This window comes from Stenotrophomonas sepilia, assembly GCF_003244875.1.
Taxonomy (GTDB): Bacteria; Pseudomonadota; Gammaproteobacteria; order Xanthomonadales; family Xanthomonadaceae; genus Stenotrophomonas; species Stenotrophomonas sepilia.
Map to the genome: position 1 here is coordinate 61,744 of NZ_LXXZ01000048.1, position 24,883 is coordinate 86,626.

Sequence of the window (24,883 nt, forward strand, 5' to 3'; positions counted from 1 at the left end):
GATGAACCTGAAACTGACCACTCCGGCCGCCGTGGCCGCCGCCCTGGCCGGCATGCTGGCCACCGCTCCGGCACTCGCTGCCGATTACGCGCAGGCTCCCGGCGCCGGTTCGATCCTGGTGTTCGCCACCAAGTACGACGGCGAAGTGTTCACCGGCAGCTTCCCGGGCTTCGCGACCAAGCTCAGCTTCGACCCGGCCAACCCGGCCGCCGGCTCGCTGGACGTGGTGATCCCGCTGGCCGGTGCCAAGAGCGGCAACAGCGACCGCGATTCGACCCTGCAGGGTGCCGACTTCTTCAATGTTGGCAAGTTCGCCACCGCACGCTACACCGCCAAGGGCTTCCGCGCGGTGGGCAACGACCAGTTCGCCGCCGATGGCACACTGGAGCTGCGCGGCGTCAGCAAGCCGGTCACGCTGACCTTCACCTGGAAGCCGGGCACCCAACCGGTGCTGACCGGCAAGGCCACGGTCAAGCGCCTGGACTTCGGCGTCGGCGGCGGTGACTGGGCCGACACCAAGACCATCCCGGACGAAACCGCGATCAGCACGATCGTGAAGTTCGACGCGAAATAAACCGCATCGGGTAGTGCCCGCCGCTGGCTGGCATCACCGGGAACAGAGGGGTTGCCGGCCAGCGGCCGGCACTACCGATCGACGGCCAACCACGCCCGAACCGTGGCGGCGTCGAACGGCCAGTCCAGCTCGCGGTCGCCGCGCTCGTCACGCAGCACAGGCACCCGCGTGCCATAGCGCGCTTCCAGCGCCGGCTGGTCGTCCAGGAACAGCGATTCGAACTCCGGCGCCCGTGCCCTCGCCAGCTCGGCCAGGGCCATGTCGCACAGGTGGCAATCGTCACGTTGGATAAGGGTCAACACCGGCCGGGCTCCCGTGGCGGAAATGCTGCGCCGCAGCCATGGAAGTGCGGCGTGAACCGCTAGAATAGCGATCTCTTCCGGTACCCGCAGTACGGCAATCATGGCTGTCAGCACGTTCGACGTTTTCAAGATCGGCATTGGCCCGAGTTCCTCGCACACCGTCGGGCCGATGAAGGCCGCCGAGCGATTCATCCATCGCTGGCTGCTCGACCCGGGCCGCCTGCACGAGGTCGCGCGCATCCGCGCCGATGTCTATGGCTCGCTGGCACTGACCGGCCGCGGCCACGGCACCGACAAGGCGATCCTGCTGGGCCTGGAAGGCCAGCGGCCGAACCTGATCGACCCGGACATCATTCCGGCCACGCTGGAGCGCATCCGCAGCAGCAAGCGCATCCAGCTGATGGGCCAGCACGAGATCGCCTTCGACGAGAAGCGCGACCTCGGCATGAACAAGCGCCAGAAGCTGCCCTACCACACCAACGGCATGCGCTTCACTGCCTACAACGCCGACGACGAAGTGATCGCCACCCGCGACTACTACTCGGTGGGCGGCGGCTTCGTGGTCAACCAGGACGACGCGGCCGATGATCGCATCGTGCCCGACGAGACCCCGCTGCCCTACCCCTTCAAGAGCGGCGATGAGCTGCTGGCGCAGACCGCGCGCAGCGGCCTGAGCATTGCCCAGCTGATGTTCGAGAACGAGAAGTGCTGGCGCAGCGAAGACGAGATCCGCGCGCAGCTGCGCGAGATCTGGAGTGCGATGCAGTCGTGCGTGGCGCGCGGCATCCGCGAGGAAGGCGTGCTGCCGGGTGGCCTGAAGGTGGGCCGTCGTGCACCGGCGCTGTACCGCGAACTGTCGTCGAAGCCGGAAGCGGCGATGCGCGACCCGCTGACCACGCTGGACTGGGTCAACCTGTACGCGCTGGCCGTGAACGAGGAGAACGCGGCCGGTGGCCGTGTGGTGACCGCGCCGACCAACGGTGCGGCCGGTGTGCTGCCGGCGGTGCTGCACTACTTCGACCGCTTCTGCCCGGGCGCGAACGAACAGCGCGTGTTCGACTTCCTGCTGACCTCGGCGGCGATCGGCATCCTCTACAAGGAAAACGCCTCGATTTCCGGCGCCGAAGTGGGCTGCCAGGGCGAGGTTGGCGTGGCCTGCTCGATGGCGGCCGGCGGCCTGGTCGCGGCACTGGGTGGCAACCCCAGCCAGATCGAGAACGCCGCAGAAATCGGCATGGAACACAACCTGGGCCTGACCTGCGACCCGATCGGTGGCCTGGTGCAGATCCCCTGCATCGAACGCAACGCGATGGGCGCGGTGAAGGCGATCAATGCCTCGCGCATGGCGATGCGTGGCGACGGCAAGCACAAGGTGTCGCTGGACAAGGTGATCAAGACCATGCGCGATACCGGCCGCGACATGCAGGACAAGTACAAGGAAACCAGCCGCGGTGGCCTGGCGGTGAACGTCATCGAGTGCTGAGTTGTAGAGCCGGGCACCTGCCCGGCTGATGGGGCAGGAGCAGCCGGGGGTGGCCCCGGCTCTACATCGGACGACACCATCACCGCGTTCCGGTTAGGCTCGGGGCTCCCCCATCCCGGATTGCCCCATGCGCGTGATCGCTGCTGCCCTGCTTGCCTGCCTTCCGCTGCCTGCCCTGGCCGCGCCCAGCTACGGGCCGCGCCTGGAGGGCTTCGACTACGGCTATCCGGTGAAGACCTTCGCGCTGGAATCGCAGCGGCAGCCGCTGGAGATGGCCTACCTGGACATCGCACCGAAGAAGACTCCGATCGGCGTGGTGGTGCTGCTGCATGGCAAGAACTTCTGTGCGGCCACCTGGAAGGAATCGATCAAGCCGCTGGTTGCCGCCGGCTACCGGGTGATCGCTCCGGACCAGGTCGGCTTCTGCAAATCCAGCAAGCCCGAGCGCTACCAGTACACGTTCGCACAGCTGGCAGCCAACACCCATGCCCTGCTGCAGCAGCTGCAACTGGGCGACGTGCCAGTGCACCTGGTCGGACATTCGATGGGCGGCATGCTGGCGGTGCGCTACGCGCTGATGTACCCGCAGGACCTGCGCAGCCTATCGCTGGTCAACCCGATCGGACTGGAAGACTGGAAGGCGCTGGGCGTGCCATGGCGCAGCGTGGACGCGTGGTATGCCGGTGAAATGAACATCAGCTACGACAGCATCCGCCGCTACCAGCTGGATGTGTACTACGACGGCAAATGGAAGCCGGCCTACGAACCCTGGGCGCGGATGCAGTCAGGCATGTACGAAGGGCCCGGCAAGCAGGCCGTCGCATGGAGCCAGGCGCTGGCCTCGGACATGGTGTTCAACCAGCCGGTGGTCTACGAACTGAAGAACCTGCAGGTGCCGACTACGTTGTTCATCGGCCAGAAGGACCGCACCGCGATCGGCCGCGACCTGGCGCCGCCTGCGGTGAAGGCGACGCTGGGCAACTATTCGGTGCTCGGCAAGTCCGCGGCCGCGACGATTCCCGGCGCCACGCTGGTCGAGTTCGCCGAACTGGGCCATTCGCCGCAGGTGCAGGACCCGAAGCAGTTCAACGCCGCGTTGCTGAAGTCCTTGAAGTCACGCTGACCGGCAGGGCGCCCCTGTAGAGCCGAGCCCATGCTCGGCTCATCCAGCAGGAGGGGATCTCGCCAGTAGCAGCCGAGCATGGGCTCGGCTCTACAAGAACTGTGCGATCAGCCGACGATCCGCAGCACGTCATCCAGCAACGCGGCGGCGGTGACTTCCGCGCCCGCACCCGGGCCTTGAATCAACAGCGGCTGGCGACGGTAGCGATCACTGTGGATGGCGACGCGGTTGTCGGTCCCCGCACCCTGCGCCAACGGGTGATCAGCCGGCAGCTCGCGCAGGCCCACCTGCGCACCCTCACCGTCAACACGGCCAACGAAACGCAACACGCGGCCGTTTTTGCGTGCCTGCTGCCAACGCGCCTGCAACGGCGCATCCAGCTGCTCCAGCGCAGCCACTGCGCCCTCCAGCGGCAACGCGGCCAGCGTTTCAGGTACCAGTGAATCCACCTGCACCTGCGAAGCATCCAGCGCCAGCCCGCTGCTGCGGGCCAGGATCAGCAGCTTGCGCCGCACGTCTTCGCCGGACAGATCCAGGCGCGGATCGGGCTCGGTGTAGCCGGCCGCCAACGCTTCGCGCACCGCCGCCGAGAACGGCGACTGGCCGTCGTAACGATGGAACAGCCACGCCAGCGAACCGGACAGCACACCCTCGATGGCATGGATGTGATCGCCACCGGCCACCAGCGCGCGCAGGCTGCTCAGCAGCGGCAGGCCCGCGCCGACGGTGGCGCTGTCGCCATAGCGCGCACCACTGTCTGCGCAGCTTTCGGCAATCGCCTGCGCGCGTGCGAGCTGCGCACCACGGCCCAGCTTGTTGGCGGTCACCACATGCACGCCGCGCGCCAGCCACTGCACGTGACGTGCGGCCACGTCTTCGCTGGCGGTGGCATCGACCACCACATCGCCACGCTCCAGCCCTTCGGTGCTGGCCCGCGCCGGCGAACTCTGGCCATCGCGTGGCGCACGTCGCGCCAGCTCCAGCGGCAGCACCAGGTCACGATCGATCTCCAGCGCAGTGCGTGAATTGGCCAGCCACTGCACGCTGGGCAGTTCCAGCCCACGCGCCCGCAATGCCTGGTAACGCTGCACGAAGGCCGAGCCGACCGTGCCAGTGCCCAGCAGCGCCAGGCGTCCCACGCCCAGCGCAGGAATGTCGGCGGCGAGCGCGCTCATGCATCCACCACCTGTTTGCGGCGTGCGGCCGCATCGATCACGACTTCGGCGCGCTGCAGCGCGGCACCGAGATCGGCCAGCAGGTCGCGCTCGGCCTCGATGCCGACCGACAGGCGCAGCAGCCCTTCGCTGATGCCAGCGGCGGCACGTGCTTCTGGGGTCATCGCCGCATGGGTCATGGTCGCCGGATGGGCGATCAGGCTTTCGACGCCGCCCAGCGATTCGGCCAGGGTGAAGCAGCGCAGGCCATCCACGAATGCGCGCACTGCCGCGTGCGGATCTTCACCGGCGCAGTGCGCAAGCTCGAACGACAGCATCGCACCGAAGCCGTTCTGCTGGCGTGCGGCGATGGCATGGCCGGGATGTTCGGCCAGGCCCGGGTAGTACACCGTGCCGACCGCCGGATGCTGGTCCAGCAGGGCGACGATCGAGGCGGTATTTTCCTGGTGCACGCGCAGGCGCGCATCCAGCGTGCGCAGGCCACGCAGCGTCAGGAAGGCATCGAACGGTGAACCCGTCAGGCCCAGCGCGTTGCCCCACCACACCAGTTGCTCGTGCAGTGCCGGATCACGCGCGACCACTGCCCCGCCTACCACATCGCTGTGGCCGTTGATGTACTTCGTGGTGGAATGCAGCACCAGGTCCGCACCGAACGACAGCGGTTGCTGCAGCGCTGGCGACAGGAACGTGTTGTCGACCACCACGAGAGCGCCGGCCTTGTGCGCGGCATCGATGACGAAGCGCAGGTCGGTGATGCGCAGCAGAGGGTTGGACGGCGTTTCCACCAGCACCAGCTTCGGCTGGGTGGCCAACGCCTGCGCCAGTGCACGCGGATCGGTCAGGTCGGCGGTGACCAGTTCAAAGTGGCCCTTCCTGGCCAGCGCATTGAACAGGCGCCAGCTGCCGCCGTACGCATCGTGCGGCACCACCAGGGTATCGCCCGGCTGCAGCAGTGCGTTCAGCACCAGGTTGATCGCGCCCATGCCGGTGGCGGTGACCACACCACCGACGCCGCCTTCCAGTTCCGCCAGCGCCTCACCCAGCAGGTCGCGGGTCGGGTTGCCACTGCGCGTGTAGTCGTACTGGCGCTTGTTGCCGAAGCCGTCGAAGCTGAAGTTCGACGACAGCACGATCGGCGGTGTGACCGCGCCATGCGCGGTGTCCCGATCGATGCCCGCACGGACGGCGGCAGTGGTGCGACTACAGGACGGCTCGTTGGCGTGCAGGCTCATGCGGACTCTCCAGAGGTGCGGAAGGCGGTGGCGAGGATCGCGTCGATGCGATCGGTTTCTTTGAGGAAGGCGTCGTGGCCATAGGGCGAACGCAGCACGCGCAGGCTGCCGCGCGGGCCCAGCCCTTCGACCAGGCCGACCAGGTCGGCCAGCGGCACCAGGCGGTCGCCCTCCACGGCGACCACCACGGTCGGTGGCAGGATCGCGGCGGGGTCGACACGGTGCAGGTCGATCGATTCGGACAGGCGCAGGTAGGCGGTCACCGGCGTGCGCGCGACGTACTGCGCGCCGGCGGCGTCGAGGTAGTCTTCGGCGGCCACGCGCACGCGGCCATTGATGACCTCCGGCGCGGCGTCGAAGCGCTCGCCGAATTCTTCCGGGGTGCGGTAGCTGAGCATGGCGAACTGCCTGGCCAGGGCCAGGCCGTGGTCTTCGCCGCACTGCAGCTGGCCCAGCGCAACCGCGCGGCGCTGCAGCGCGCGCCACGCGGCGGCATAGGGATGCGGGCGGTGCGCGCCGCTGGCCAGCACCAGCTGGCGCACGCGGGCGCGGTGACGGATCGCGAACTGCTGGCCGACCAGCGCGCCATACGAATAGCCGACGAAGGCCTTCAGCGTGCGGATGCCGAGATGGTCCAGCAACAGCGCCAGCGCATCGGCCTGGTCGGCAGTATCGATCGGCACATCCAGTGCACCGTCGGCACCGATGAAATCGAAGGCCAGCACGCGCAGCTGCTGCGGGTCGAGCGCGCGGCCGCTACCCACAAGCGCTTCGGCCCAGCCCTTCTCGCTGAACTGTGCATTGGACGCCACGTGGCGATGGGCGGAAATGCCACCGGCCAGCACCACCACCGGTGCGTTGGCCGGGCCCACCCACTCATAGCGCAGGCGCACCGGGCTGGGGCCTGCATGGCGCATCGACAGCACCGCGGCGAACTCACCGCGCTCCGCGTGCACGCGGTCTGCGACCGGCACGCTGACGGGGACAAAGGGTTCGGGGCGAATGGCGGTACTGGCAGCGAAGCTCATGGCGGGATCCGGTTGGGGAATCGGCCATCGAGCCTTCGCGGGCCCGCGTTCGATATGCACGTGGGGTGCATGGTTCGAACCATCTTTCGGTGGACGCCACGGTCCCCGCAGGATTTGGCACCTACGCAGACGCTTGCGCGCCTGCGGGCTGCCCCGGCTTCAAAGGGCCTGTCCCTCTGCCGGTCTCGATGGTGGAGCCACGATGCCAGCCCTTTCCGGCACTGTCAATCCCTTCATGCGGATAAAGCGATAGATATTTCCAGGATCACTCTGCGAGGGCCGTCCCGGTCGCCCCGTTCAGGATCGGGTACAGTCCCGGCGGTCCTCTTGCTGGAAACGCCGATGCCGCGCCTGCCCCTGTCCTGCCTGCTGTTGCCTCTGCTGGCGAGCGCGACCGCATACGCCGGCGACTGGCGCCAGGGCTGGGGACTGGCTCCCCCTTCCGCCCCTGCCACCCGCGCAGGCAGTGCCGAGGGCGCCGTCCCCATGGCCCGGTTGCGCCTGCAGCCGGTCGGTACGCAATGGCAGGCGCGGATCGACAACGGGCTGGCAGGGCCGCTGCAGATCCAGCTGCGCGCCGCCCCCGGACACCCGGTCGAAGGCCTCCCGGTCGAGTCGCTGATCCAGGGCGACAGCAGCCTGGTGGTCGGCCACCTGCCCGCCCCGATCGATGGCCGCATGCTGGATCTGCGCCTGCAGTCGGTGCCGGGCAACCCGGCCGCACAGGCCGAAGATGTCGGCTATCGCCTGCCGTTCGATGCGACCCGCCTGCGTGTGGACCAGGCACCGCAGGGGCGATTCAGCCATGACGACGAGGAGAACCGCGACGCGGTCGACTTCGCACTGCCGGAGGGCACCCTGGTGCTGGCCGCGCGCGAGGGCACGGTGATGCAGATCCAGGATGGCTTCCGTGGCAACGGCCAGGACCGCGAGCGCGATGGTGCCCGTGCCAATTTCATCCGCGTGCTGCACAGCGACGGCAGCATGGCCCTGTACGGCCACCTCCAGGCCGGCGGCATGCGCGTGCGCCGCGGCCAAGCGGTGGGAGCCGGGCAACCGATCGGCCTGTCCGGCAACAGCGGCTACAGCACTGCGCCGCACCTGCACTTCGTGGTGCAGGTCAACCGCGGCATGGGCCTGCGCTCGGTGCCGGTGCGCATCTTCGCCGGGCAGGGCCAGCTGCAGTTCGCCCGCCACAGCGAGGCCGACGGCGGTATCGGGCGCTGACCGGCCCCGGCCGGTATAATCGGGCGCTTATCTCTTTGAAAAGCGCCCCGGGCGGGCGCCACTGCCATGTCCGAAGTCGCCAACGAAGCGTCGCGTCGCCGCACCTTCGCCATCATTTCCCACCCTGACGCCGGCAAGACCACGCTGACCGAAAAGCTGCTGCTGTTCGGAGGCGCGATCCAGATGGCCGGTTCGGTCAAGGGCCGCAAGGCCGCCCGCCACGCCACCTCCGACTGGATGGCGCTGGAAAAGGAGCGCGGCATCTCCGTCACCTCCTCGGTGATGCAGTTCCCGTACGAAGGCAAGATCGTCAACCTGCTTGACACCCCTGGTCACGCCGACTTCGGCGAGGACACCTACCGCGTGCTGACCGCAGTGGACTCGGCGCTGATGGTGATCGACGTGGCCAAGGGCGTGGAAGAGCGCACCATCAAGCTGATGGAGGTGTGCCGCCTGCGCGACACCCCGATCATGACCTTCATCAACAAGCTCGACCGCGAGGGCAAGGACCCGATCGAGCTGCTGGATGAAGTGGAGACCGTGCTCGGCATCCAGTGCGCGCCGGTCACCTGGCCGATCGGCATGGGCCAGCGCCTGAAGGGCGTGGTTCACCTGCTGACCGGCGAAGTGCACCTGTACGAACCGGGTCGCAACTTCACCCGCCAGGACTCGACCATCTTCCCATCCATCGATGCGCCCGGCCTGGCCGAGAAGATCGGTGCGCAGATGCTGGCCGACCTGCGCGACGAACTGGAACTGGTGCAGGGCGCCAGCCATCCGTTCGATCTGGACGCTTACCGCGCCGGCAAGCAGACCCCGGTGTTCTTCGGCTCGGGCGTGAACAACTTCGGCGTGCAGCCGCTGCTGGACTTCTTCGTCGAGCATGCGCCGTCGCCGCAGGCGCGAACCACCACCGGCCGCGAAATCGCACCGGAAGAGAACAAGCTGACCGGCTTCGTGTTCAAGATCCAGGCCAACATGGACCCGCAGCACCGTGACCGCGTGGCATTCATGCGGGTCTGTTCGGGCCGTTTCAGCGCCGGCATGAAGACCTTCCACGTGCGCACCGGCAAGGAAATGAAGCTGGCCAACGCGCTGACCTTCATGGCCAGCGACCGCGAGATCGCGGCCGAAGCGTGGCCCGGCGACGTGATCGGCATCCACAACCACGGCACCATCTCCATCGGCGATACCTTCACCGAAGGCGAAGCGGTGACCTTCACCGGCATTCCCAACTTCGCCCCGGAACTGTTCCGCCGCGCACGCCTGCGTGATCCGCTCAAGCTCAAGCAGCTGCAGAAGGGCCTGGCCCAACTGTCCGAGGAAGGCGCGACCCAGTTCTTCCGCCCGCTGACCAGCAACGACCTGATCCTGGGTGCCGTCGGCGTGCTGCAGTTCGACGTGGCGGCCTACCGCCTGAAGGACGAGTACGGTGTGGAAGCCACCTTCGAGCCGGTCAGCGTGACCACTGCGCGCTGGGTCCACTGCAGCAACGAGAAGAAGCTGGAAGAGTTCCGCGAGAAGAATGCGCTCAACCTGGCGCTGGATGCGGCCGGTCACCTGGTCTACCTCGCTCCGACCCGGGTCAACCTGCAGCTGGCCCAGGAACGCTCGCCGGATGTGCGTTTCTCGGCCACACGCGAAGCGGCGCACACCGTTTCGGCAGGCTGATGCCACGGGGTCGGATCCCTTTCCGCAAGGAAAGGGCTCTGACCCCGCCGTCGCAACGCAGGGATTCACCCACCATACGGTGACGGGCGTGCACGTGCCGCCCATCGCGGCGATGATAGAGGGGTGCGGGTCCCCCTCCCCGCGAACGATGCCTACGCCATGTCCACGACTTCCGTTGCTTCGATCCGCGAAGAAATCGCCAGCGCCCTGACCCACGGCCTCGGTGCCGTGCTCGCCCTGGGCGCCGGTGCGGTGCTGATCACCCTGGCCGCGATCTACAGCGATGGCTGGCAGCTGGCCGGCGCCATCGTGTTCGGCATCGCGCTGCTGCTGCTGTACACCGCGTCCACCCTGTACCACGCCATCCAGCACCCGGTCGCCAAGGGCCGGCTCAAAGTGTTCGACCACTGTGCGATCTACGTACTGATCGCCGGCACCTATACCCCATTCACCCTGATCGGCCTGCGCGGCCCGTGGGGCTGGGGCCTGTTCGCCGCGATCTGGACCCTGGCCCTGGCCGGCGTGGTGTTCAAGCTGTTCTACACCGGTCGCTTCAAGCGCCTGTCCACTGCCATCTACGTGGCCATGGGCTGGCTGGTGATCGTGGCGGTCAAGCCGATGCTGGCCTCGATCGACGGCTGGACGCTGGGCTGGCTGCTGGCCGGCGGCCTGTCCTACACGCTGGGCACCTATTTCTACCACCGCGAATCGATTCCCTATTCGCATGCGATCTGGCACCTGTTCGTCATCGGTGGCAGCGTCTGCCACTTCGTCGCGGTCACCATGCAGGTGCTGTAGCACCGGCCCGTGCGTGGCGCGTGCACGCCGCGCACATGGACGCTTCGCGCCCCGTCCACGATGAGGGGGCAACCATGGCAGCGTGAATGCCGCCGCCTCCCCTGCCACAAAGCGCACGAACCGCTGGCGCCTGGGCCGCCCCGGCCCGCGAGGCCGGCGCTGGTTGACGCTGCTGATCTTCCTGCTCGCGGCGATCCTGGTACTGATCGCACTGTGGGACTGGAACTGGTTCAAAGGCCCTGTCGAGCGCGCCGTGCAGGCCCGTACCGGCCGTGCACTGCACATCGGCCATCTGGATGTCGACCTCGGCCGGACCAGCACCATCCGTGCCGATGCGATCACCTTCGCCAATGCCGGTTGGGCGAAGCAGCCGAACATGGCCACGGCCGACCGCGTCGAGATCGACGTGCGCGTGTGGCCCCTGCTGCGCGGCAGCGTGCAGCTGCCGGAAGTGCGCCTGACCCGACCGGACGTGCTGCTGGAAACCGCCCCACGCCAGGGCGAGCCGGGCAACTGGGACTTCCTCGGTGACAGCGCTGGCGGCACCAGCCCGCAGCTCAAGCGCCTGCGCGTCGACGACGGCCGGCTGCAGTTCCTCGACGCACCGGGCCGTACCGACATCCGCGTGGGCGTGCGCAGCGGCCAGCCGAAGCAGGCAGATGCCTCGCCGCCGCTGCTGGTGCAGGGCAAGGGCCACTGGCAGGGCAATGCGTTCACCCTGCAGGGCGGAACCGAATCGCCGCTGGAACTGACCAACAGCGACCACCCGTTCCGCATCCACCTCGACGGCCGCGCCGGCGCCACCCACGCGGTGGCCAGCGGCACGCTGACCAATCCGTTCCAGCTGCGCGTGTTCGACGTGGAGTTCGCACTCAGTGGCCAGGACCTGGCCGATCTCTACCCATTGCTCGGCATCGCCATTCCGCCGTCCCCGCCCTACGCGCTGAACGGACGCCTGGAGCGCGACCACGACGTCTGGCGTTACGACGGTTTCACCGGCAAGGTGGGCGACAGCGACCTCGGTGGCAGTCTTCAGTTCGAGGTGGGCCGCGACCGTCCGCGGCTGACCGCGGAGCTGGAATCCAAGCGCCTGGACTTCGATGACCTGGCCGGCTTCGTCGGCGCGCCGCCGAAGACCGGCGGCGGCGAAACCGCCAATGCGGAGCAGAAGGCCGAGGCCGCACGGGTGGCCGCGCGCGCGCGCGTGCTTCCGGACACGCCCTACAACCTCGGCAAGCTGCGTGCGATGGATGCCGATGTGCGCTGGAAGGCCCACCGCATCAACGCACCGTCATTGCCATTGGACGACATGGACGCCCATCTGCTGCTGGATGACGGGGTGCTGCGGCTGGCCCCGCTGAACTTCGGCGTCGCCGGCGGCGATATCCGCAGCACCATCCGCATGGACGCACGCCAGCCGCAGATCAGCACTGCGCTGAAGGCGAGCGTGCGCGGCGTTCAGCTGGGCCAGCTGTTCCCCGATGCCAAGCTGGCCGAACAGGCCAAGGGCGGCATCGGCGGTGAGGTGGACCTGAGTGGCCGCGGCAATTCGATCGCCGCGATGCTCGGCAGCAGCAGCGGCAAGGTCGGCCTGGCGATGGGTCCTGGCCACGTCGGCAACCTGGTGATGGAGCTGGCCGGCCTGGATATCACCGAATCGCTGAAGTTCCTGGTGACCGGCGACAAGCAGATTCCCCTGCGCTGCGCCTTCGCCGACTTCGGTGTGCGCGACGGCCTGATGACCAGCCAGGCACTGGCGGTGGACACCACCGACACGATCCTCATCGGCGAAGGCACCGTCAGCCTGCGCGACGAAACCCTGGACCTGCTGTTGAAGCCGCGCCCCAAGGACAGGAGCATCCTGGTACTGCGCTCGCCGCTGCACGTTGCCGGCACGTTCAAGGACCCGTCGTTCCGCCCCGACTTCAAAGCGCTGGGCATCCGCGGTGCGGTGGCCCTGGCACTGGGCAGCATCGCCCCGCCGGCGGCGCTGCTGGCGACGATCGAGCTGGGGCCGGGCAAGGATGCCGACTGCGGTGGGCAGTATGCGAAGTAGGTTTACAGCGTTGTTCGCGGCGCCTCTTTTCCCGCGCGTAGAGCCGGAGCAGGGCGACAGGCAGGACACGCCGTAAATACGTCCCTGTAGGCTCGGTCGGCGCATCCATGCGCCTCACGGTCCTGCCTGCCGCCTTGCTCCGGCTCCGGACAGTTTCCTGCGCGCGCGGAACGAGAGCGAAATTCAAAGTCGAAAGAAGAAAGCAAAGTCAAAAGCTGTTGCCAACCAAGGTTGGCGGCTACCAAAAGCGAGCCATCGCGCATGTGCGCACCGCACTCACAGGAACGTGTCCAGAGGCGGAGGGTGCGGCTGGGCAGGACCGTGAGGCGCATGGATGCGCCGATCGAGCCCCCATGGATGGGTTTACGGCGTGTCCTGCCCAGCCGCACCCTCCGCCTCCCAACGTATCAGGAAGGCGCTGCTTTGGCTTTGGCTGTGGCTTTGAGCTTCGAAAAGCGGGCCGGCGGGCCGCAGGCCCGCCAGCGACACCCTCACCCGGCAACGATGTACTGCTGCAGTTGATCCAGCTCCCGCCGCTGCGCATCGATCACCGACTTCACCAGGTCGCCGATGGAGATCACCCCCAGCACCTGCGCGCCCTCCACGACCGGCAGATGGCGGATGCGATAATCGGTCACCAACTGCAGGCAATGCTCCACCTGCTCGCCCGGCGACACCGTCACCACCTGCGACGTCATGATCTCTGCCACCGCCGTATCGCGCGAAGAGCGATCACGCAACACGATCTTGCGCGCGTAATCACGCTCGGACAGGATTCCCACCAGCCGCGGGCCGTCCATCACCAGCACCGCACCGATGCCCTTTTCCGCCATCAACCGGATCGCATCGATCACCGCCGCATCCGGCGCGACCGCATGTACTTCAGGAGACTTGCCGTCCAACAGTTGCCGTACCGTGGTCATCTGCCTGCCCTCCCAGGGTGGGTTGCGGGACCGAGTCTGCCACGGACGATGCTAGCCAGGCGTCAACCAGGTACAACGGCCGCTGCTTGGACTCCTCGTACAGCCGCCCCAGGTACTCGCCGATCAGGCCAAGCGCGATCAGCTGCACGCCGCCCAGAAACAGGATCACCGCCATCATCGTCGGCCAGCCCGCCACCCGGTCGCCATACAGCGCCGCCTTCACGATCACCCACAGGCCGAACACGAAAGCGACGGCCGCGGTTGCCAGCCCGAGGTAGGTCGCCGCCCGCAACGGCACGGTCGAGAACCCAGTGATGCCTTCGAGGGCGAAATTCCACAGCCGCCACAGGCTGAACTTGCTGGTGCCGGCCACACGCGCGTGGCGGTGGTAGGTCACGGCGATCCGCTTGAATCCCACCCAGCTGAAAAGTCCCTTCATGAAGCGGTGGCGCTCGCGCATCCCGCGCAGGGCGTTCAGCGCGCGCGGTGACAGCAGGCGGAAGTCCCCGGTATCGGCCGGAATCGGTGTCCGCGACAGGCGGCCCATCACCCGATAGAACATCGCTGCCGTGGCGCGCTTGATCCAGGCCTCGCCATCGCGGGCCATGCGCGTGCCGTAGACGTTGTCATGCCCTTCGCGCCAGCGCGCAACGAACTGCGGCACCAGCTCCGGCGGGTCCTGGCCATCGGCATCGAGGATCATCGCCGCACCCTCGTGCACCAGATCCAGGCCGGCGGTCAGCGCCGCTTCCTTGCCGAAGTTGCGCGACAGCTTCAGCGCCGATACGCGTGCATCGGCCTGGGCCAGCCCGGCGATCACGTCCCAGGTACCGTCATGGCTGCCGTCGTCCACATAGAGGATGTGACCGTCGATGTCGGGCATGCCGTCGAGCACCGCGCACAGCCGTGGATGCAGCAGCGGCAGTGCCAGGGCCTCGTTGTAGGCGGCGATGACGAAGGTAAGCCGTTCGCGGGTCATGCCCGGATTATACGTTGCCGGCACGCGCCCGGCCCGTCGCCTGCCAATTGCAGCGCCGGGCTCAGTCCTCCGACAGATAGGACGCACCACCCAGCTGGCGCGCCTGGCGTTGGATCCACGCGGCCCGCCGCTGCACATACGGCCCAGGTTTTGCCGCGTTGTAGCGACGCGGTGCCGGCAACACCGCGGCCAGGCGCGCGCTCTCGGCCGGACTCAGCCGGGCCGCGTCCTTGCCCCAGAATTTCTGCGCTGCCGCTTGCGCGCCATACACGCCATCACCGAATTCGGCAATGTTGGCGTACATCTCCAGGATCCGCTCCTTTGGCCACAGCGCCTCGATCAGCACCGTGTACCAGACTTCCAGGCCCTTGCGGATCCAGCTGCGGCCCTGCCACAGGAACAGGTTCTTGGCCACCTGCTGGCTGATCGTGCTGGCGCCGCGCAGGCGCCCGCCCCTGGCGTTGTGGTCGCGCGCCTTTTCGATGGCCTGCAGGTCGAAGCCGTTGTGGTCGGGGAAGCGCTGGTCCTCGGCCGCCACCAGCGAGATCGGCAGGCTTGGTGCCATCTGGCCGAGGTCGCGCCACTGGTAATGCAGCCGATAGGACCAGTCGGCCTCGCCCAGCGCCTCGCCATAGCGCCACAGCATCACCATGGACACCGGCGGGTCGATGAACCGCAGCACCAGCACCTGCAGGCAGCTGAAGGCGGCCAGCAGCACCGGCAGCCACAGCAGCCGCTTCCAGCGCCAGCGTCGCCGGCGCGGCGCGGCGACCACGGCCTCTATCTTGTGCTGCTCTCCCGCTGCCCCCATTACTGGTGCATCCTTCTTCTGTCTGGTTGTCGGCGCATTATCCGGCAACCGCCCCCGTTTACGCGCGATGTGAGCCGATGACCGCCAACCCCGATTCCCTGATCCGTTTCCTGCTCCCCGACGCCGGCGTGCGTGGCGTGCATGTGCACCTGCAGGCCACCTGGCAGGAAATCCTGTCCCATGCCGCCTACCCGGACGCCGCTGCCGAACTGCTTGGCGAGGCCTGCGTCGCCTCGGCGCTGTTCACCGGCCACACCAAGATCGACGGGCGCCTGTCGGTGCAGCTGCGCAGCAGCACCGCGCTGCGCACCCTGTTCGCCGAATGCACCGCCGTCGGCACCCTGCGCGGTATCGCCCAGCTCAGCGAGGGTGGCGACGCACCGCGTGACCTGTCCCGCCTCGGTGATGACGCAATCCTCGCCATCACCATCGAGAACCCCGGCCTGGACCCGCGCGAGCCGCAGCGCTACCAGAGCCTGGTCGCGCTGACTGCGCCGGAACTGGACGAGGCCTTCGAGGACTACTTCCGCCAGTCGGAGCAGCTGCCTACCCGCCTGCTGCTGGCCGCCGACCGCAACGGTGCCGCCGGTCTGCTGCTGCAGAAGCTGCCGGGCGACGAAGGCGACGAAGATGGCTGGGCCCGCGCCAGCGCCCTGTTCGAAACCCTGGGCAAGGCCGAACTGCTGGCGACCCCGGCCGAGCAGCTGCTGCACCGCCTGTTCCACGAGGAGCGGCCGGAACTGCTGGGCGACAAGCCGCTGTCCTTCGCCTGCTCATGCTCGCGCGAGCGGGTGGCTGGCATGCTGCAGTCATTGGGCGAGGACGAAGCCCGCGCGGCCGCCGAGGCCACCGGCGCCGTCGAGGTGCGTTGCGAATTCTGCGGGCGTGAGTATCACTTTCCATTGACGGAGTTCGGCATACTGTTCCACGGCGCCCAGGGGGCTGTGGCGGCGCCTGAACGACTTCAGTAAACGGCAGTCTTGTACCTGGGGAGGATCAAGGCTTGTTAAGAATTCATAAACACCCTAGGATCGAGTTCCCGTCCCCGCGGGAACTTCCGTTGTCCGTCCCTGTCTGAACTGGTCCGATGCGTACCTTCCTGCGTCTACCGCTGGCCCTGCTGATCGCCCTTGGCGCGATCACGGGCGTGCATGCGCAGAGCAAGGACACCCGCACCGTGTTGCCGGTATGGAACAAGGGCAGCGGCAAGGTCGAGGCGCTGCTGTACCTGGAGCCGACCGGCGAACAGGCAGCCGGCGCCCGCTGGCATTTCGGCCGCAATTCGCTGGACGCGGCCTTTGGCCTGTCCTCCGGCGATTCGCTGGGCCTGCTCTGCAACAGCAGCAGCGGCACCAGCATCAGCGGCCTGGCCAGCCATTGCATGCTGGCCAGCCTGGGCGACGAGGATGATCTGAACAGCCGTCGTTTCAGTGGTACCGCCGCGTTGAACCGGGGCAACAGCCGCTTGGGCATCACCGCCGGCACCGGCCGTGAAACCCTGCCCGCCTGGTTGTCGGGCCCGAACAAGACGCCCTCGCTTCGCGCCGAGCAGAACGATCTGACCGTGTTCGCGCAGAAGAACATTGGCCGCGAAGGCTTCGTCTCCATCGCCGGTACCTACGCCAAGGCACGCCTGGTACCGCTGGCCGACGCTTCGCCGGCCATCGTCGATCGCTGGGACAGCAAGAGCCTGAGCATCGGTGCCGGTTACGGCAACTTCACCGGCAGCATCATCGGCCGCGTGGTCGACGTGCCGGGGAAGCCCGGCAAGTTCGAAGGCCTGGGCATCGGCCTGACCTGGCGTACCCCGTGGTCTGGCCAGCTGACCGTCGGCGCCGAGAACGTGATCAGCCGCGGCAAGAATCCATTCTCCCCGCGCAACGAAAGCAACGACGACGGCACCGTGCCGTACGTGCGTTACGAACAGGATCTCTGATCCCCTCAATCAGGTTCAGCAACGATATTCCCGAAGGCGCCGAAAGGCGCCTTTTTGCATCTGCGTGCCTGCCTCGCACTCGCATGAGCAGTATCGACCGTAGAGCGTATCGACATAATGGGATACATATCAGTCGAAACTTTTTTCATCATTCTGTGTTAACAAACGAGGCAGATCAGCATGACCATACCGGCAACCCGTTGATTAGGCTGGGAAAAGCGCTTTTTTACCAAAATCACAGACTTCATTAACACAGCTTTAATTCTTGGCGAACGCCCGTTACTATCGGGTCAGCCTCGCGATTTGGGAGCGCTTTTTTCGCTCCCCCGCCGGGCATTAACCCCAGCCAAGATTTCTTGGAGAGAGAGAGCCAATGAAACTCAAGTCCAGCCAGCTGCGTGACGCAGTTGTGATCGCGCTTGTCGCCGGTGCCACCACCGCGACGGCCCACGCCCAGGAAGCCACCAACCTCGACCGTATCGAGGTCACCGGTTCGCGCATCCGTCAGGTCGATACCGAAACCGCCCAGCCCGTCCTGAGCATCAGCCGCGCTTCGATCGAGAAGAGCGGCTTCAAGACGGTTGCCGACGTCCTGCAGAACATCTCTGCCGCCGGCAGCCCGGCCATCAGCCGTTCCGAGCCGCTGTCCTCCGGCGAAGCCGTCGGTGGCTTCTACATCGACCTGCGCAACCTCGGTGCCGAGCGCACCCTGGTGCTGGTCGACGGCAAGCGCCTCGGCGCCAGCGTCAGCGGCCTGCAGGACGTGTCGCAGATTCCGTCGGCCATCGTCGAGCGCATCGACGTGCTGAAGGACGGCGCCTCGTCGATCTACGGCTCCGACGCGATCGCCGGCGTGATCAACATCATCACCCGCAAGAACTTCCAGGGCCTGGAAGCCAACGCCTACGTCGGCCAGTACGGCGAAGGCGACGGCCAGAAGAGCAGCTTCGACTTCGTGGCCGGCTTCACCGGTGATCGTGGTTCGGTCACCATCGGTGCGGAATACGCCGAAGAAAAGGCCGTCTGGGCCAAGAATCGCTGGTTCAGCAAGTCGCAGCGCACGGATCGCCACCCGGACCGCGGCTGGACCCCGGTCAGCCAGTGGGGCGCGGTCTATGACGTCAATGATCCGAATGCACCGTTGCTGACGCTGAACCGTGGTGGAAATCCGTTCGATCCGAACGCCTATCACGAGACCGACCTCACCCCGATCACCGGTGACGTCAGCAACTCCAACGAGCAGATGCACCTGCTGACGCCGACCAAGCGTCGTTCGGTGTTCGCCAACGTACAGTACGACCTGACCGACAACATCCGCTTCGTCTCCGACCTGCTGTACACCCGTCGCGAGTCGCAGGCCCAGGTCGCCGGTTATCCGCTGCAATCGGCCGACTATGAGCGTCAGCTGGGTACCGTGCTCTCTCAGGACAGCTACTACAACCCGTTCGGCACCGACATGGGCTTCATCCGTCGTGGCTGGGAAGTGCCGCGCCTGTCGACCAACAAGCTGACCACCTTCCGCTTCACTGGCGCCCTGCAGGGCAGCTTCCAGTTCAATGACAAGTACTTCGACTGGGAAGCCGGCTACATCTACCAGAACTCGGAGAACCTGCAGACCCAGACCGGCAACTACAACATGCTGGCGGTCACCCAGGCCACCGGAGCGTCGTTCCTCAATCCGGCCACCGGCCGCGTCGAGTGCGGCACGGCCGCCGGCCTGGCCGCGGGCACCAACCCGATCTATGGCCCGGGCCCCGGCGGCTGCATTCCGTGGAATCCGGCCATTCCGTACGGCCGTACCGGCGACGGCGGCCTGACCGGCAACCCTGCCCTGCAGCAGTTCCTGTTCCCGACCACCAAGAACACCGGTGAAGTCACCACCAAGACCTACTACGCGAACATCGCCGGCAGCCTGTTCACCCTGCCAGCCGGCGACCTGGGCTTCGCGCTGGGTTACGAGTACCGCGAAGACAAGGGCACCTACGTTCCGGATGCGCTGTCACAGTCGGGCTACTCGACCGATCTGGCGGCCGGCCCGACCGGTGGTGGCTACAACGTCAACGAAGTGTATCTGGAGCTGAACGTTCCGATCCTGGCCGACCTGCCGGGTGCCAAGGAACTGAGCTTCAACGCCGCATCGCGCTACTCGAAGTACAACACCTTCGGCAACACCACCAACAACAAGTTCGGCCTGAAGTGGAAGCCGATCGACCAGCTGCTGGTGCGTGCCACCTATGCCGAGGGCTTCCGCGCACCGACCATCGACAATCTGTACGGTGGCAGCTCGCAGACCTTCGCCTACTTCACCGATCCGTGCGATACCGATTTCGGCCTGGCTGCCAGCGATCCGGCCACCGCCCAGCGTTGCGCCGCCGCCCTGGGCGCGCTGGCCCCGAATTTCCGCCAGCTGAAGCAGGGTTACGTCCCGGCGGAAGGTCAGGATGAGCAGAGCCCGGTGCCGTTCAACGCCGTCTCCAACCCGAACCTGACTCCGGAAAAGTCCAAGTCCAAGACCGTCGGCCTGGTGTGGAGCCCGACCTTCGCCCAGGGCCTGAACATGAGCCTGGACTGGTGGAACATCAAGATCACCAACACCATCGTCACCGACGATCCGACCACCCAGCTCAACGACTGCTACGTACTCGGCATCGCCGACCGCTGCAACTCGTTCACCCGCGACGCAACCCGCGGCATCGTGACCAACCTGACCTACGCACCACGTAATGCCGGTTACCAGGAAACCGAAGGCTTCGACTTCGATGTGGCCTATCGCTTCGAAACCAGCAGCTGGGGCAGCTTCAACGCCAACCTGCAGAACACCTACGTCAGCAAGAACGTGCTGAAGACCACCAACGCGCAACAGGTGCCGGTGTCGATCCTCAACGGCTTCAGCAGCAACTTCCGCCTGCGTTCGAACCTGGTGCTTGGCTGGGAATACGGCGATTGGGGCATCACCTGGGGTACGCGCTACTTCTCCAGCGTGAAGGAACAGTGCTACTTCTCGACCGAGTGCAGCCTGCCGGACTTCGGTTCGCCGGATCCGGCACGCGACCAGCCGATGAACCGCCGTGGCGCCACCACCTTCCACGACGTCCAGGTCTCCTGGAACGCACCGTGGAATGCAACCATCGCCGTGGGCGCGCGTAACGTGTTCGACCATTACGGCCCGCAGATGTACTCGGCGCCGAACTCGCAGTACTCCTACTACGGTGGCTACGACATCGGTCGCTTCATGTACATGCAGTACAAGCAGAAGTTCTGATCGGGAACCTGATCAGCTGATGCAGCAACGGCCCCGAAAGGGGCCGTTGTTCTTTGTGCGCCATGGACGGGCGCTGGCCAGCGCACAACAAAAAAGGCCGCAGCATCGCTGCGGCCTTCCTTCGAGATCATTTCCGGGCGCTCATCCGTTCGGAATCAGCGTCTCGATCAGATGCTCGACGTACGCTTCGAAATCCTCGCGCGCCTGCTTGGGCTGCTGCAGCTGCAGCGACAACTGCAGGAAGCCGACATAAGCGGCGTACGCAAGGCGTGCGCGATGACGCGCATCGGTCGAGCTGAGGCCGGCCTGGCGGAACGAGGCGACCAGATAGTCGAGGCGACGCTGCGAGACCCGGTCGATCACCGGCCGCACCATCGGATGATCCAGCGCCTTCAGCAGCTCGCTGTAGATGATGTGCGGCTGCACTTCATGCGCCACCATCTGGAACAGCTGGCGCAGGCGCACGCGCGGATCCGGTACGTCTTCCAGGCTGCCGAACACCTGTTCCTGTTCGAACAGTTCCCAGCGTTCCAGCGCCGCCTGCAGCAATGCATCGCGCGAAGGGAAATGCCAGTAGAAACTGCCCTTGGTAACGCCGAGCCGCCGTGCCAGCGGCTCTACCGCGACGGCGCCGACACCTTGTTCAGCAATCAGATCGAGGGCCGCCTGGGCCCAGTCTTCGGCACTCAGGCGGCTGTTGCGGCCGGCGCGCGGTTCGCCGGCGGAAGCGTCAGGTTGATTCATGGACTGATTTAACCATACGCCGGGGTTCGTTGCAGTACGCGGTTGCGGTCGAAACCGTCGCAGGCCCGTCGGAAGGGTCCCTCCACGCGCGTTCTGCAACGCACCATACCGTGCAGTATTGACTTCCTCTCGAAGCTCTCCATACTAGCAAGTATGGTTATGTCCCCAACTCCAGCTGCGTTCCATGACCTGCGCCTGGACGCCGCCCATGGCGCCCGCCTGGCGGCGACCGTCAGCGACCATGGCCGGCGTGGCCGGGTCCTGTTTGCCCATGGCTTCGGCCAGACCCGCCACGCCTGGAATGCCACTGCCCGCGCATTGAACGCGGCCGGCCTGCAGACGCTGGCCTACGACGCCCGCGGCCATGGCGATTCCGACTGGAATGGCGCCGATCTGCCCTATCACGGCGAACAGTTCGCCGACGACCTGATCGTGTTGGCCGGCGAACAGCCGCGCCCGCCGGTGCTGGTTGCCGCTTCGATGGGTGGCCTGTTCGGCCTGCTTGCCGAATCGCGCTGGCCGGGCCTGTTCTCGGCCATGGTGCTGGTCGACATCACCCCGCGCTGGGATACCGCGGGTGTCGAGCGCATCCTCGCCTTCATGACCGCCCATCCCGACGGCTTCGCCTCGCTGACCCAGGCCGCCGACGTGATCTCGGCCTACATGCCGCACCGGCCGCGCAAATCCGAGCAGTCGCTGCGTGCGCTGCTGCGCGAGGACGGCCACGGGCGCTGGCGCTGGCATTGGGACCCACGCCTGGTGGCCGAGCTGGCCCGCGACAGCGAACAGCACCAGGACGCACTGGCCGAGGCCGCACGCCAGGTGAAGTGCCCGCTGCTGCTGGTCAGCGGCGGCCGCAGCGACCTGGTCACGCCGCAGACCGTGGCCGAATTCCTGGCGCTGGCGCCGCATGCGCGCCATGTACAGCTGCCGCAAGCGACCCACATGGTCGCCGGCGATGACAACGACGCCTTTACCGCTACTGTGTTGGACTATCTGGACGTGTTGCCCGCAGCGGACGCTGCGGCTTCGTCCGCCACAAACGAGCACGTCACCGGAGCACGCTCATGAGCATCGTTCTTCCCTTCCTCGCCTTGCTGCTGGCAGGCGCCTTCGTCGCCTACCACCGCATGCGGCTGGTTACCTGGACGCTGATCAGCGTGGCCCTGCTGGCCGCCTGCTGGTTCATTCCCTACGTCAACCAGACCGCCACCATCGTCGCTGCGGCGGTGCTGGCGGTGATCGCCGTGCCGCTGCTGCTGCCGTTCATCCGCAAGCCGCTGCTGACCAGCCCGATGATGAAGGTGTTCCGCAAGGTGCTGCCGCCGCTGTCGCAGACCGAGCGCATCGCGCTGGAAACCGGTTCGGTCGGTTTCGAGGGCGAACTGTTCACCGGTGATCCGGACTGGAACATCCTGCTCAACTACCCCAAGCCGCAGCTGACCGCTGAAGAACAGGCCTTCCTCGATGGCCCGGTGGAAGAGCTGTGCACGATGGTCAACGACTGGGAAATCACCCACGTCCACGCCGACCTGCCGCCGGAGCTGTGGGCCTTCATCAAGAAGAACAAGTTCTTCGGCATGATCATCCCGAAGGAGTACGGCGGCCTGGGCTTCTCCGCGCTGGCCCACCACAAGGTGATCCAGAAGCTGGCCTCGGTGTCCTCGGTGGTCAGCTCCACCGTCGGCGTGCCCAACTCGCTGGGCCCGGGTGAACTGCTGGTGCATTACGGCACCCAGGAACAGAAGGACCAGTACCTGCCGCGCCTGGCCGATGGCCGCGAAGTGCCCTGCTTCGGCCTGACCGGTCCGTTCGCCGGCTCCGACGCCACTTCGATCCCGGACTACGGCATCGTCTGCAAGGGCGAGTGGAACGGCGAGCAGGTGCTCGGCGTCAAGCTGACCTTCGACAAGCGCTACATCACCCTGGCCCCGGTCGCTTCGCTGATCGGCCTGGCCTTCCGCATGTACGACCCGGATGGCCTGATCGGCGATACCCGCGACATCGGCATCACCCTGGGCCTGCTGCCGCGTGACACCGCCGGCGTCGAAATCGGCCGTCGCCACTTCCCGCTGAACTCGACGTTCCAGAACGGTCCGATCCGCGGCAAGGACGTGTTCATTCCGCTGACCCAGCTGATCGGTGGCGCAGCCATGGCCGGCAAGGGCTGGAACATGCTCAACGAGTGCCTGGCCGTGGGCCGCTCGATCACCCTGCCGTCCACCGCCAGCGGCGGTGCCAAGGCTGGCGCCGCGGTGACCGGCGCCTATGCACGCATCCGCAAGCAGTTCGGCCTGTCGGTCGGCCGCTTCGAGGGCGTGGAAGAAGCGCTGGCCCGCATCGGCGGCAAGGCCTACAAGATCAGCGCGCTGTCGCAGGCCACTGCCGCCGCGGTCGATCGTGGTGACGTGCCGTCGGTGCCGTCGGCGATCGCCAAGTACCACTGCACCACCATGAGCCGCGAAGTGATCTCGGACATGATGGACGTGATCGGCGGCAAGGGCATCATCCTGGGGCCGCGCAACTTCGCCGGCCGCAGCTGGCAGGCCGCGCCGATCGCGATCACCGTGGAAGGCGCCAACATCATGACCCGCAGCCTGCTGATCTTCGGCCAGGGTGCGATCCTCTGCCACCCGTGGGTGCTCAAGGAAATGAAGGCCGCGCAGGATCCGGATACCCGTGCCGGCCTGCAGGAGTTCGACCGCAGCCTGTTCGGCCACATCCGCTTCGGCATCTCCAATGCCGTGCGTTCGTTCTGGTTCGGCCTGACCGGCGCGCGCTTCGGCGCCGCCCCCGGCGACGCCTACACCCGCCGCTACTTCCGCAAGCTGGACCGTTACTCGGCCAACCTGGCGCTGATGGCCGACATCTCGATGATGACCCTGGGCGGCAAGCTGAAGTTCAAGGAATCGCTGTCCGGCCGCCTGGGCGACGTGCTGAGCCATGTCTACATGACCAGCGCCATGCTCAAGCGCTACCACGACGAAGGTGCACCGCAGGCCGACCAGCCGCTGCTGGCCTGGGCCTTCCATGACAGCGTGCACAAGATCGAAGAGTCGCTGTCGGCCGCGCTGCGCAACTTCCCGATCCGTCCGATCGGCTGGCTGATGTGGGCGCTCATCTTCCCGTTGGGCCGTCGTGCCGAGGCTCCGGGTGATCGCTTGAGCCGCCGCGTCGCCGCCCTGCTGATGGCGCCGAATGAAGCCCGCGACCGTCTCGCCAATGGCGTGTTCCTGACCCCGTGCGAGAACAACCCGGGCGGCCGCATCAACAGTTACCTGAGCAAGGCGATCATGGCCGAGCCGGTGGAGCGCAAGTTCCTCAAGGCGCTGAAGAGCAAGGGCATCGAGGCGCTGGACTTCAAGGCGCAGCTGGACGAAGCCGTGGCCGAGGGCGTGATCACCCAGGACGAGCGCAGCCTGCTGGAAGAGCTGCGCACGCTGACCCTGGACACCATCACCGTGGACGACTTCGACACCCACGACCTGCGCGCGGCCAGCTACTACGACCGCCAGCGCAAGGATCCGCATTCGCAGGCGGCCTGATCGCCCGCGACACG

At 66.7% G+C, this 24,883-nt stretch carries 20 protein-coding genes and 1 riboswitch; of the genes, 12 read left to right on the plus strand and 8 right to left on the minus strand.

Features of this window, described 5'->3' with window-relative positions; all coding sequences use genetic code 11:
- The first annotated feature begins 1 nt into the window (after position 1).
- Positions 2-574 (plus strand): YceI family protein, encoded by a 573-nt coding sequence (locus tag A7X97_RS09005; RefSeq protein WP_021202032.1) that lies wholly within the window; start codon positions 2-4, stop codon positions 572-574.
- 71 nt (positions 575-645) lie between these two features.
- Here the strand turns inward: A7X97_RS09005 and A7X97_RS09010 are convergent, their stop codons facing one another.
- Positions 646-876, minus strand: coding sequence for a glutaredoxin family protein (locus A7X97_RS09010; RefSeq protein ID WP_072168604.1), 231 nt, complete (start codon positions 874-876; stop codon positions 646-648).
- 100 nt (positions 877-976) lie between these two features.
- Between A7X97_RS09010 and A7X97_RS09015 the strand changes: the two genes are divergently transcribed.
- The gene (locus A7X97_RS09015; RefSeq protein ID WP_049415888.1) at positions 977-2,359 is read left to right on the plus strand and encodes an L-serine ammonia-lyase; all 1,383 of its coding nucleotides are present in this window, start codon (positions 977-979) and stop codon (positions 2,357-2,359) included.
- Between the two features lie 127 nt (positions 2,360-2,486).
- Positions 2,487-3,482 carry an alpha/beta fold hydrolase gene (locus A7X97_RS09020; RefSeq protein ID WP_072168570.1) on the plus strand — a complete coding sequence of 332 codons (996 nt, stop codon included), beginning with the start codon at positions 2,487-2,489 and terminating at the stop codon, positions 3,480-3,482.
- A gap of 107 nt (positions 3,483-3,589) precedes the next feature.
- Here A7X97_RS09020 and A7X97_RS09025 read toward each other — a convergent pair whose 3' ends face one another.
- From A7X97_RS09025 to metX, 3 genes are read right to left on the minus strand one after another with little or no spacing between them, the layout of a single operon-like run.
- The gene (locus A7X97_RS09025; RefSeq protein WP_111007836.1) at positions 3,590-4,657 is read right to left on the minus strand and encodes a homoserine dehydrogenase family protein; all 1,068 of its coding nucleotides are present in this window, start codon (positions 4,655-4,657) and stop codon (positions 3,590-3,592) included.
- The gene (locus A7X97_RS09030; RefSeq protein ID WP_088496803.1) at positions 4,654-5,889 is read right to left on the minus strand and encodes an O-succinylhomoserine (thiol)-lyase; all 1,236 of its coding nucleotides are present in this window, start codon (positions 5,887-5,889) and stop codon (positions 4,654-4,656) included. Before A7X97_RS09030 ends, A7X97_RS09025 begins: the two co-directional genes overlap by 4 nt.
- Positions 5,886-6,917 carry a homoserine O-succinyltransferase MetX gene (gene metX / locus A7X97_RS09035; protein ID WP_049415906.1) on the minus strand — a complete coding sequence of 344 codons (1,032 nt, stop codon included), beginning with the start codon at positions 6,915-6,917 and terminating at the stop codon, positions 5,886-5,888. The genes A7X97_RS09030 and metX overlap by 4 nt, the downstream gene beginning before the upstream one ends.
- A 76-nt stretch (positions 6,918-6,993) precedes the next feature.
- Positions 6,994-7,112, minus strand: a riboswitch (SAM riboswitch).
- A 147-nt stretch (positions 7,113-7,259) separates the two neighbouring features.
- On the opposite strand from metX, the gene A7X97_RS09040 reads away from it, so the two are divergent.
- From A7X97_RS09040 to A7X97_RS09055, 4 genes are all read left to right on the plus strand, one after another.
- The gene (locus A7X97_RS09040) at positions 7,260-8,144 is read left to right on the plus strand and encodes a M23 family metallopeptidase (protein WP_088496802.1); all 885 of its coding nucleotides are present in this window, start codon (positions 7,260-7,262) and stop codon (positions 8,142-8,144) included.
- A 66-nt stretch (positions 8,145-8,210) separates the two neighbouring features.
- Positions 8,211-9,815: a peptide chain release factor 3 gene (locus A7X97_RS09045; protein WP_049415910.1), complete on the plus strand. Its 1,605-nt coding sequence runs from the start codon at positions 8,211-8,213 to the stop codon at positions 9,813-9,815.
- A gap of 159 nt (positions 9,816-9,974) precedes the next feature.
- Entirely contained in the window at positions 9,975-10,613 is a 639-nt protein-coding gene (gene trhA / locus A7X97_RS09050; protein ID WP_005418403.1) for a PAQR family membrane homeostasis protein TrhA, read from the plus strand.
- An 82-nt stretch (positions 10,614-10,695) separates the two neighbouring features.
- Positions 10,696-12,669, plus strand: coding sequence for an AsmA family protein (locus tag A7X97_RS09055; protein WP_111007837.1), 1,974 nt, complete (start codon positions 10,696-10,698; stop codon positions 12,667-12,669).
- A 491-nt stretch (positions 12,670-13,160) separates the two neighbouring features.
- On the opposite strand, the gene A7X97_RS09060 is transcribed toward A7X97_RS09055, so the two are convergent.
- The 3 genes from A7X97_RS09060 to mtgA all read right to left on the minus strand — a co-directional run bounded on the left by A7X97_RS09060 (position 13,161) and on the right by mtgA (position 15,382).
- A complete protein-coding gene (locus A7X97_RS09060; protein WP_005418405.1) occupies positions 13,161-13,592 on the minus strand; it encodes a CBS domain-containing protein in 432 nt (143 codons plus the stop codon).
- Entirely contained in the window at positions 13,552-14,571 is a 1,020-nt protein-coding gene (locus tag A7X97_RS09065) for a glycosyltransferase family 2 protein (RefSeq protein ID WP_072168565.1), read from the minus strand. Before A7X97_RS09065 ends, A7X97_RS09060 begins: the two co-directional genes overlap by 41 nt.
- 61 nt (positions 14,572-14,632) lie before the next feature.
- Positions 14,633-15,382, minus strand: a complete 750-nt coding sequence (gene mtgA / locus A7X97_RS09070; protein ID WP_088496273.1) for a monofunctional biosynthetic peptidoglycan transglycosylase — start codon at positions 15,380-15,382, stop codon at positions 14,633-14,635.
- A gap of 77 nt (positions 15,383-15,459) precedes the next feature.
- On the opposite strand from mtgA, the gene hslO reads away from it, so the two are divergent.
- From hslO to A7X97_RS09085, 3 genes are all read left to right on the plus strand, one after another.
- Complete coding sequence (hslO, locus tag A7X97_RS09075) at positions 15,460-16,353, plus strand: Hsp33 family molecular chaperone HslO (protein WP_072168563.1); 894 nt, start codon at positions 15,460-15,462, stop codon at positions 16,351-16,353.
- A gap of 116 nt (positions 16,354-16,469) precedes the next feature.
- Positions 16,470-17,318: an XOO1806 family protein gene (locus A7X97_RS09080; RefSeq protein ID WP_061478882.1), complete on the plus strand. Its 849-nt coding sequence runs from the start codon at positions 16,470-16,472 to the stop codon at positions 17,316-17,318.
- Between the two features lie 373 nt (positions 17,319-17,691).
- The gene (locus A7X97_RS09085) at positions 17,692-20,580 is read left to right on the plus strand and encodes a TonB-dependent receptor plug domain-containing protein (RefSeq protein ID WP_053496147.1); all 2,889 of its coding nucleotides are present in this window, start codon (positions 17,692-17,694) and stop codon (positions 20,578-20,580) included.
- Between the two features lie 141 nt (positions 20,581-20,721).
- On the opposite strand, the gene A7X97_RS09090 is transcribed toward A7X97_RS09085, so the two are convergent.
- Positions 20,722-21,324 carry a TetR/AcrR family transcriptional regulator gene (locus A7X97_RS09090; RefSeq protein WP_005418411.1) on the minus strand — a complete coding sequence of 201 codons (603 nt, stop codon included), beginning with the start codon at positions 21,322-21,324 and terminating at the stop codon, positions 20,722-20,724.
- A 153-nt stretch (positions 21,325-21,477) separates the two neighbouring features.
- Between A7X97_RS09090 and A7X97_RS09095 the strand changes: the two genes are divergently transcribed.
- The gene (locus A7X97_RS09095) at positions 21,478-22,395 is read left to right on the plus strand and encodes an alpha/beta fold hydrolase (protein ID WP_032954411.1); all 918 of its coding nucleotides are present in this window, start codon (positions 21,478-21,480) and stop codon (positions 22,393-22,395) included.
- Complete coding sequence (locus A7X97_RS09100; protein WP_088496272.1) at positions 22,392-24,869, plus strand: acyl-CoA dehydrogenase; 2,478 nt, start codon at positions 22,392-22,394, stop codon at positions 24,867-24,869. The genes A7X97_RS09095 and A7X97_RS09100 overlap by 4 nt, the downstream gene beginning before the upstream one ends.
- Positions 24,870-24,883: the final 14 nt, after the last annotated feature.

Coding starts and splice junctions, on each gene's coding strand:
- A7X97_RS09005 (WP_021202032.1), top strand. CDS start 2: ATGAACCTGAAACTGACCACTCCGGCCGCCGTGGCCGCCGCCCTGGCC.
- A7X97_RS09015 (WP_049415888.1), top strand. CDS start 977: ATGGCTGTCAGCACGTTCGACGTTTTCAAGATCGGCATTGGCCCGAGT.
- A7X97_RS09020 (WP_072168570.1), top strand. CDS start 2,487: ATGCGCGTGATCGCTGCTGCCCTGCTTGCCTGCCTTCCGCTGCCTGCC.
- A7X97_RS09025 (WP_111007836.1), bottom strand. CDS start 4,657: ATGAGCGCGCTCGCCGCCGACATTCCTGCGCTGGGCGTGGGACGCCTG.
- A7X97_RS09030 (WP_088496803.1), bottom strand. CDS start 5,889: ATGAGCCTGCACGCCAACGAGCCGTCCTGTAGTCGCACCACTGCCGCC.
- metX (WP_049415906.1), bottom strand. CDS start 6,917: ATGAGCTTCGCTGCCAGTACCGCCATTCGCCCCGAACCCTTTGTCCCC.
- A7X97_RS09040 (WP_088496802.1), top strand. CDS start 7,260: ATGCCGCGCCTGCCCCTGTCCTGCCTGCTGTTGCCTCTGCTGGCGAGC.
- A7X97_RS09045 (WP_049415910.1), top strand. CDS start 8,211: ATGTCCGAAGTCGCCAACGAAGCGTCGCGTCGCCGCACCTTCGCCATC.
- trhA (WP_005418403.1), top strand. CDS start 9,975: ATGTCCACGACTTCCGTTGCTTCGATCCGCGAAGAAATCGCCAGCGCC.
- A7X97_RS09060 (WP_005418405.1), bottom strand. CDS start 13,592: ATGACCACGGTACGGCAACTGTTGGACGGCAAGTCTCCTGAAGTACAT.
- A7X97_RS09065 (WP_072168565.1), bottom strand. CDS start 14,571: ATGACCCGCGAACGGCTTACCTTCGTCATCGCCGCCTACAACGAGGCC.
- mtgA (WP_088496273.1), bottom strand. CDS start 15,382: ATGGGGGCAGCGGGAGAGCAGCACAAGATAGAGGCCGTGGTCGCCGCG.
- hslO (WP_072168563.1), top strand. CDS start 15,460: ATGACCGCCAACCCCGATTCCCTGATCCGTTTCCTGCTCCCCGACGCC.
- A7X97_RS09080 (WP_061478882.1), top strand. CDS start 16,470: ATGCGTACCTTCCTGCGTCTACCGCTGGCCCTGCTGATCGCCCTTGGC.
- A7X97_RS09085 (WP_053496147.1), top strand. CDS start 17,692: ATGAAACTCAAGTCCAGCCAGCTGCGTGACGCAGTTGTGATCGCGCTT.
- A7X97_RS09090 (WP_005418411.1), bottom strand. CDS start 21,324: ATGAATCAACCTGACGCTTCCGCCGGCGAACCGCGCGCCGGCCGCAAC.
- A7X97_RS09095 (WP_032954411.1), top strand. CDS start 21,478: ATGGTTATGTCCCCAACTCCAGCTGCGTTCCATGACCTGCGCCTGGAC.
- A7X97_RS09100 (WP_088496272.1), top strand. CDS start 22,392: ATGAGCATCGTTCTTCCCTTCCTCGCCTTGCTGCTGGCAGGCGCCTTC.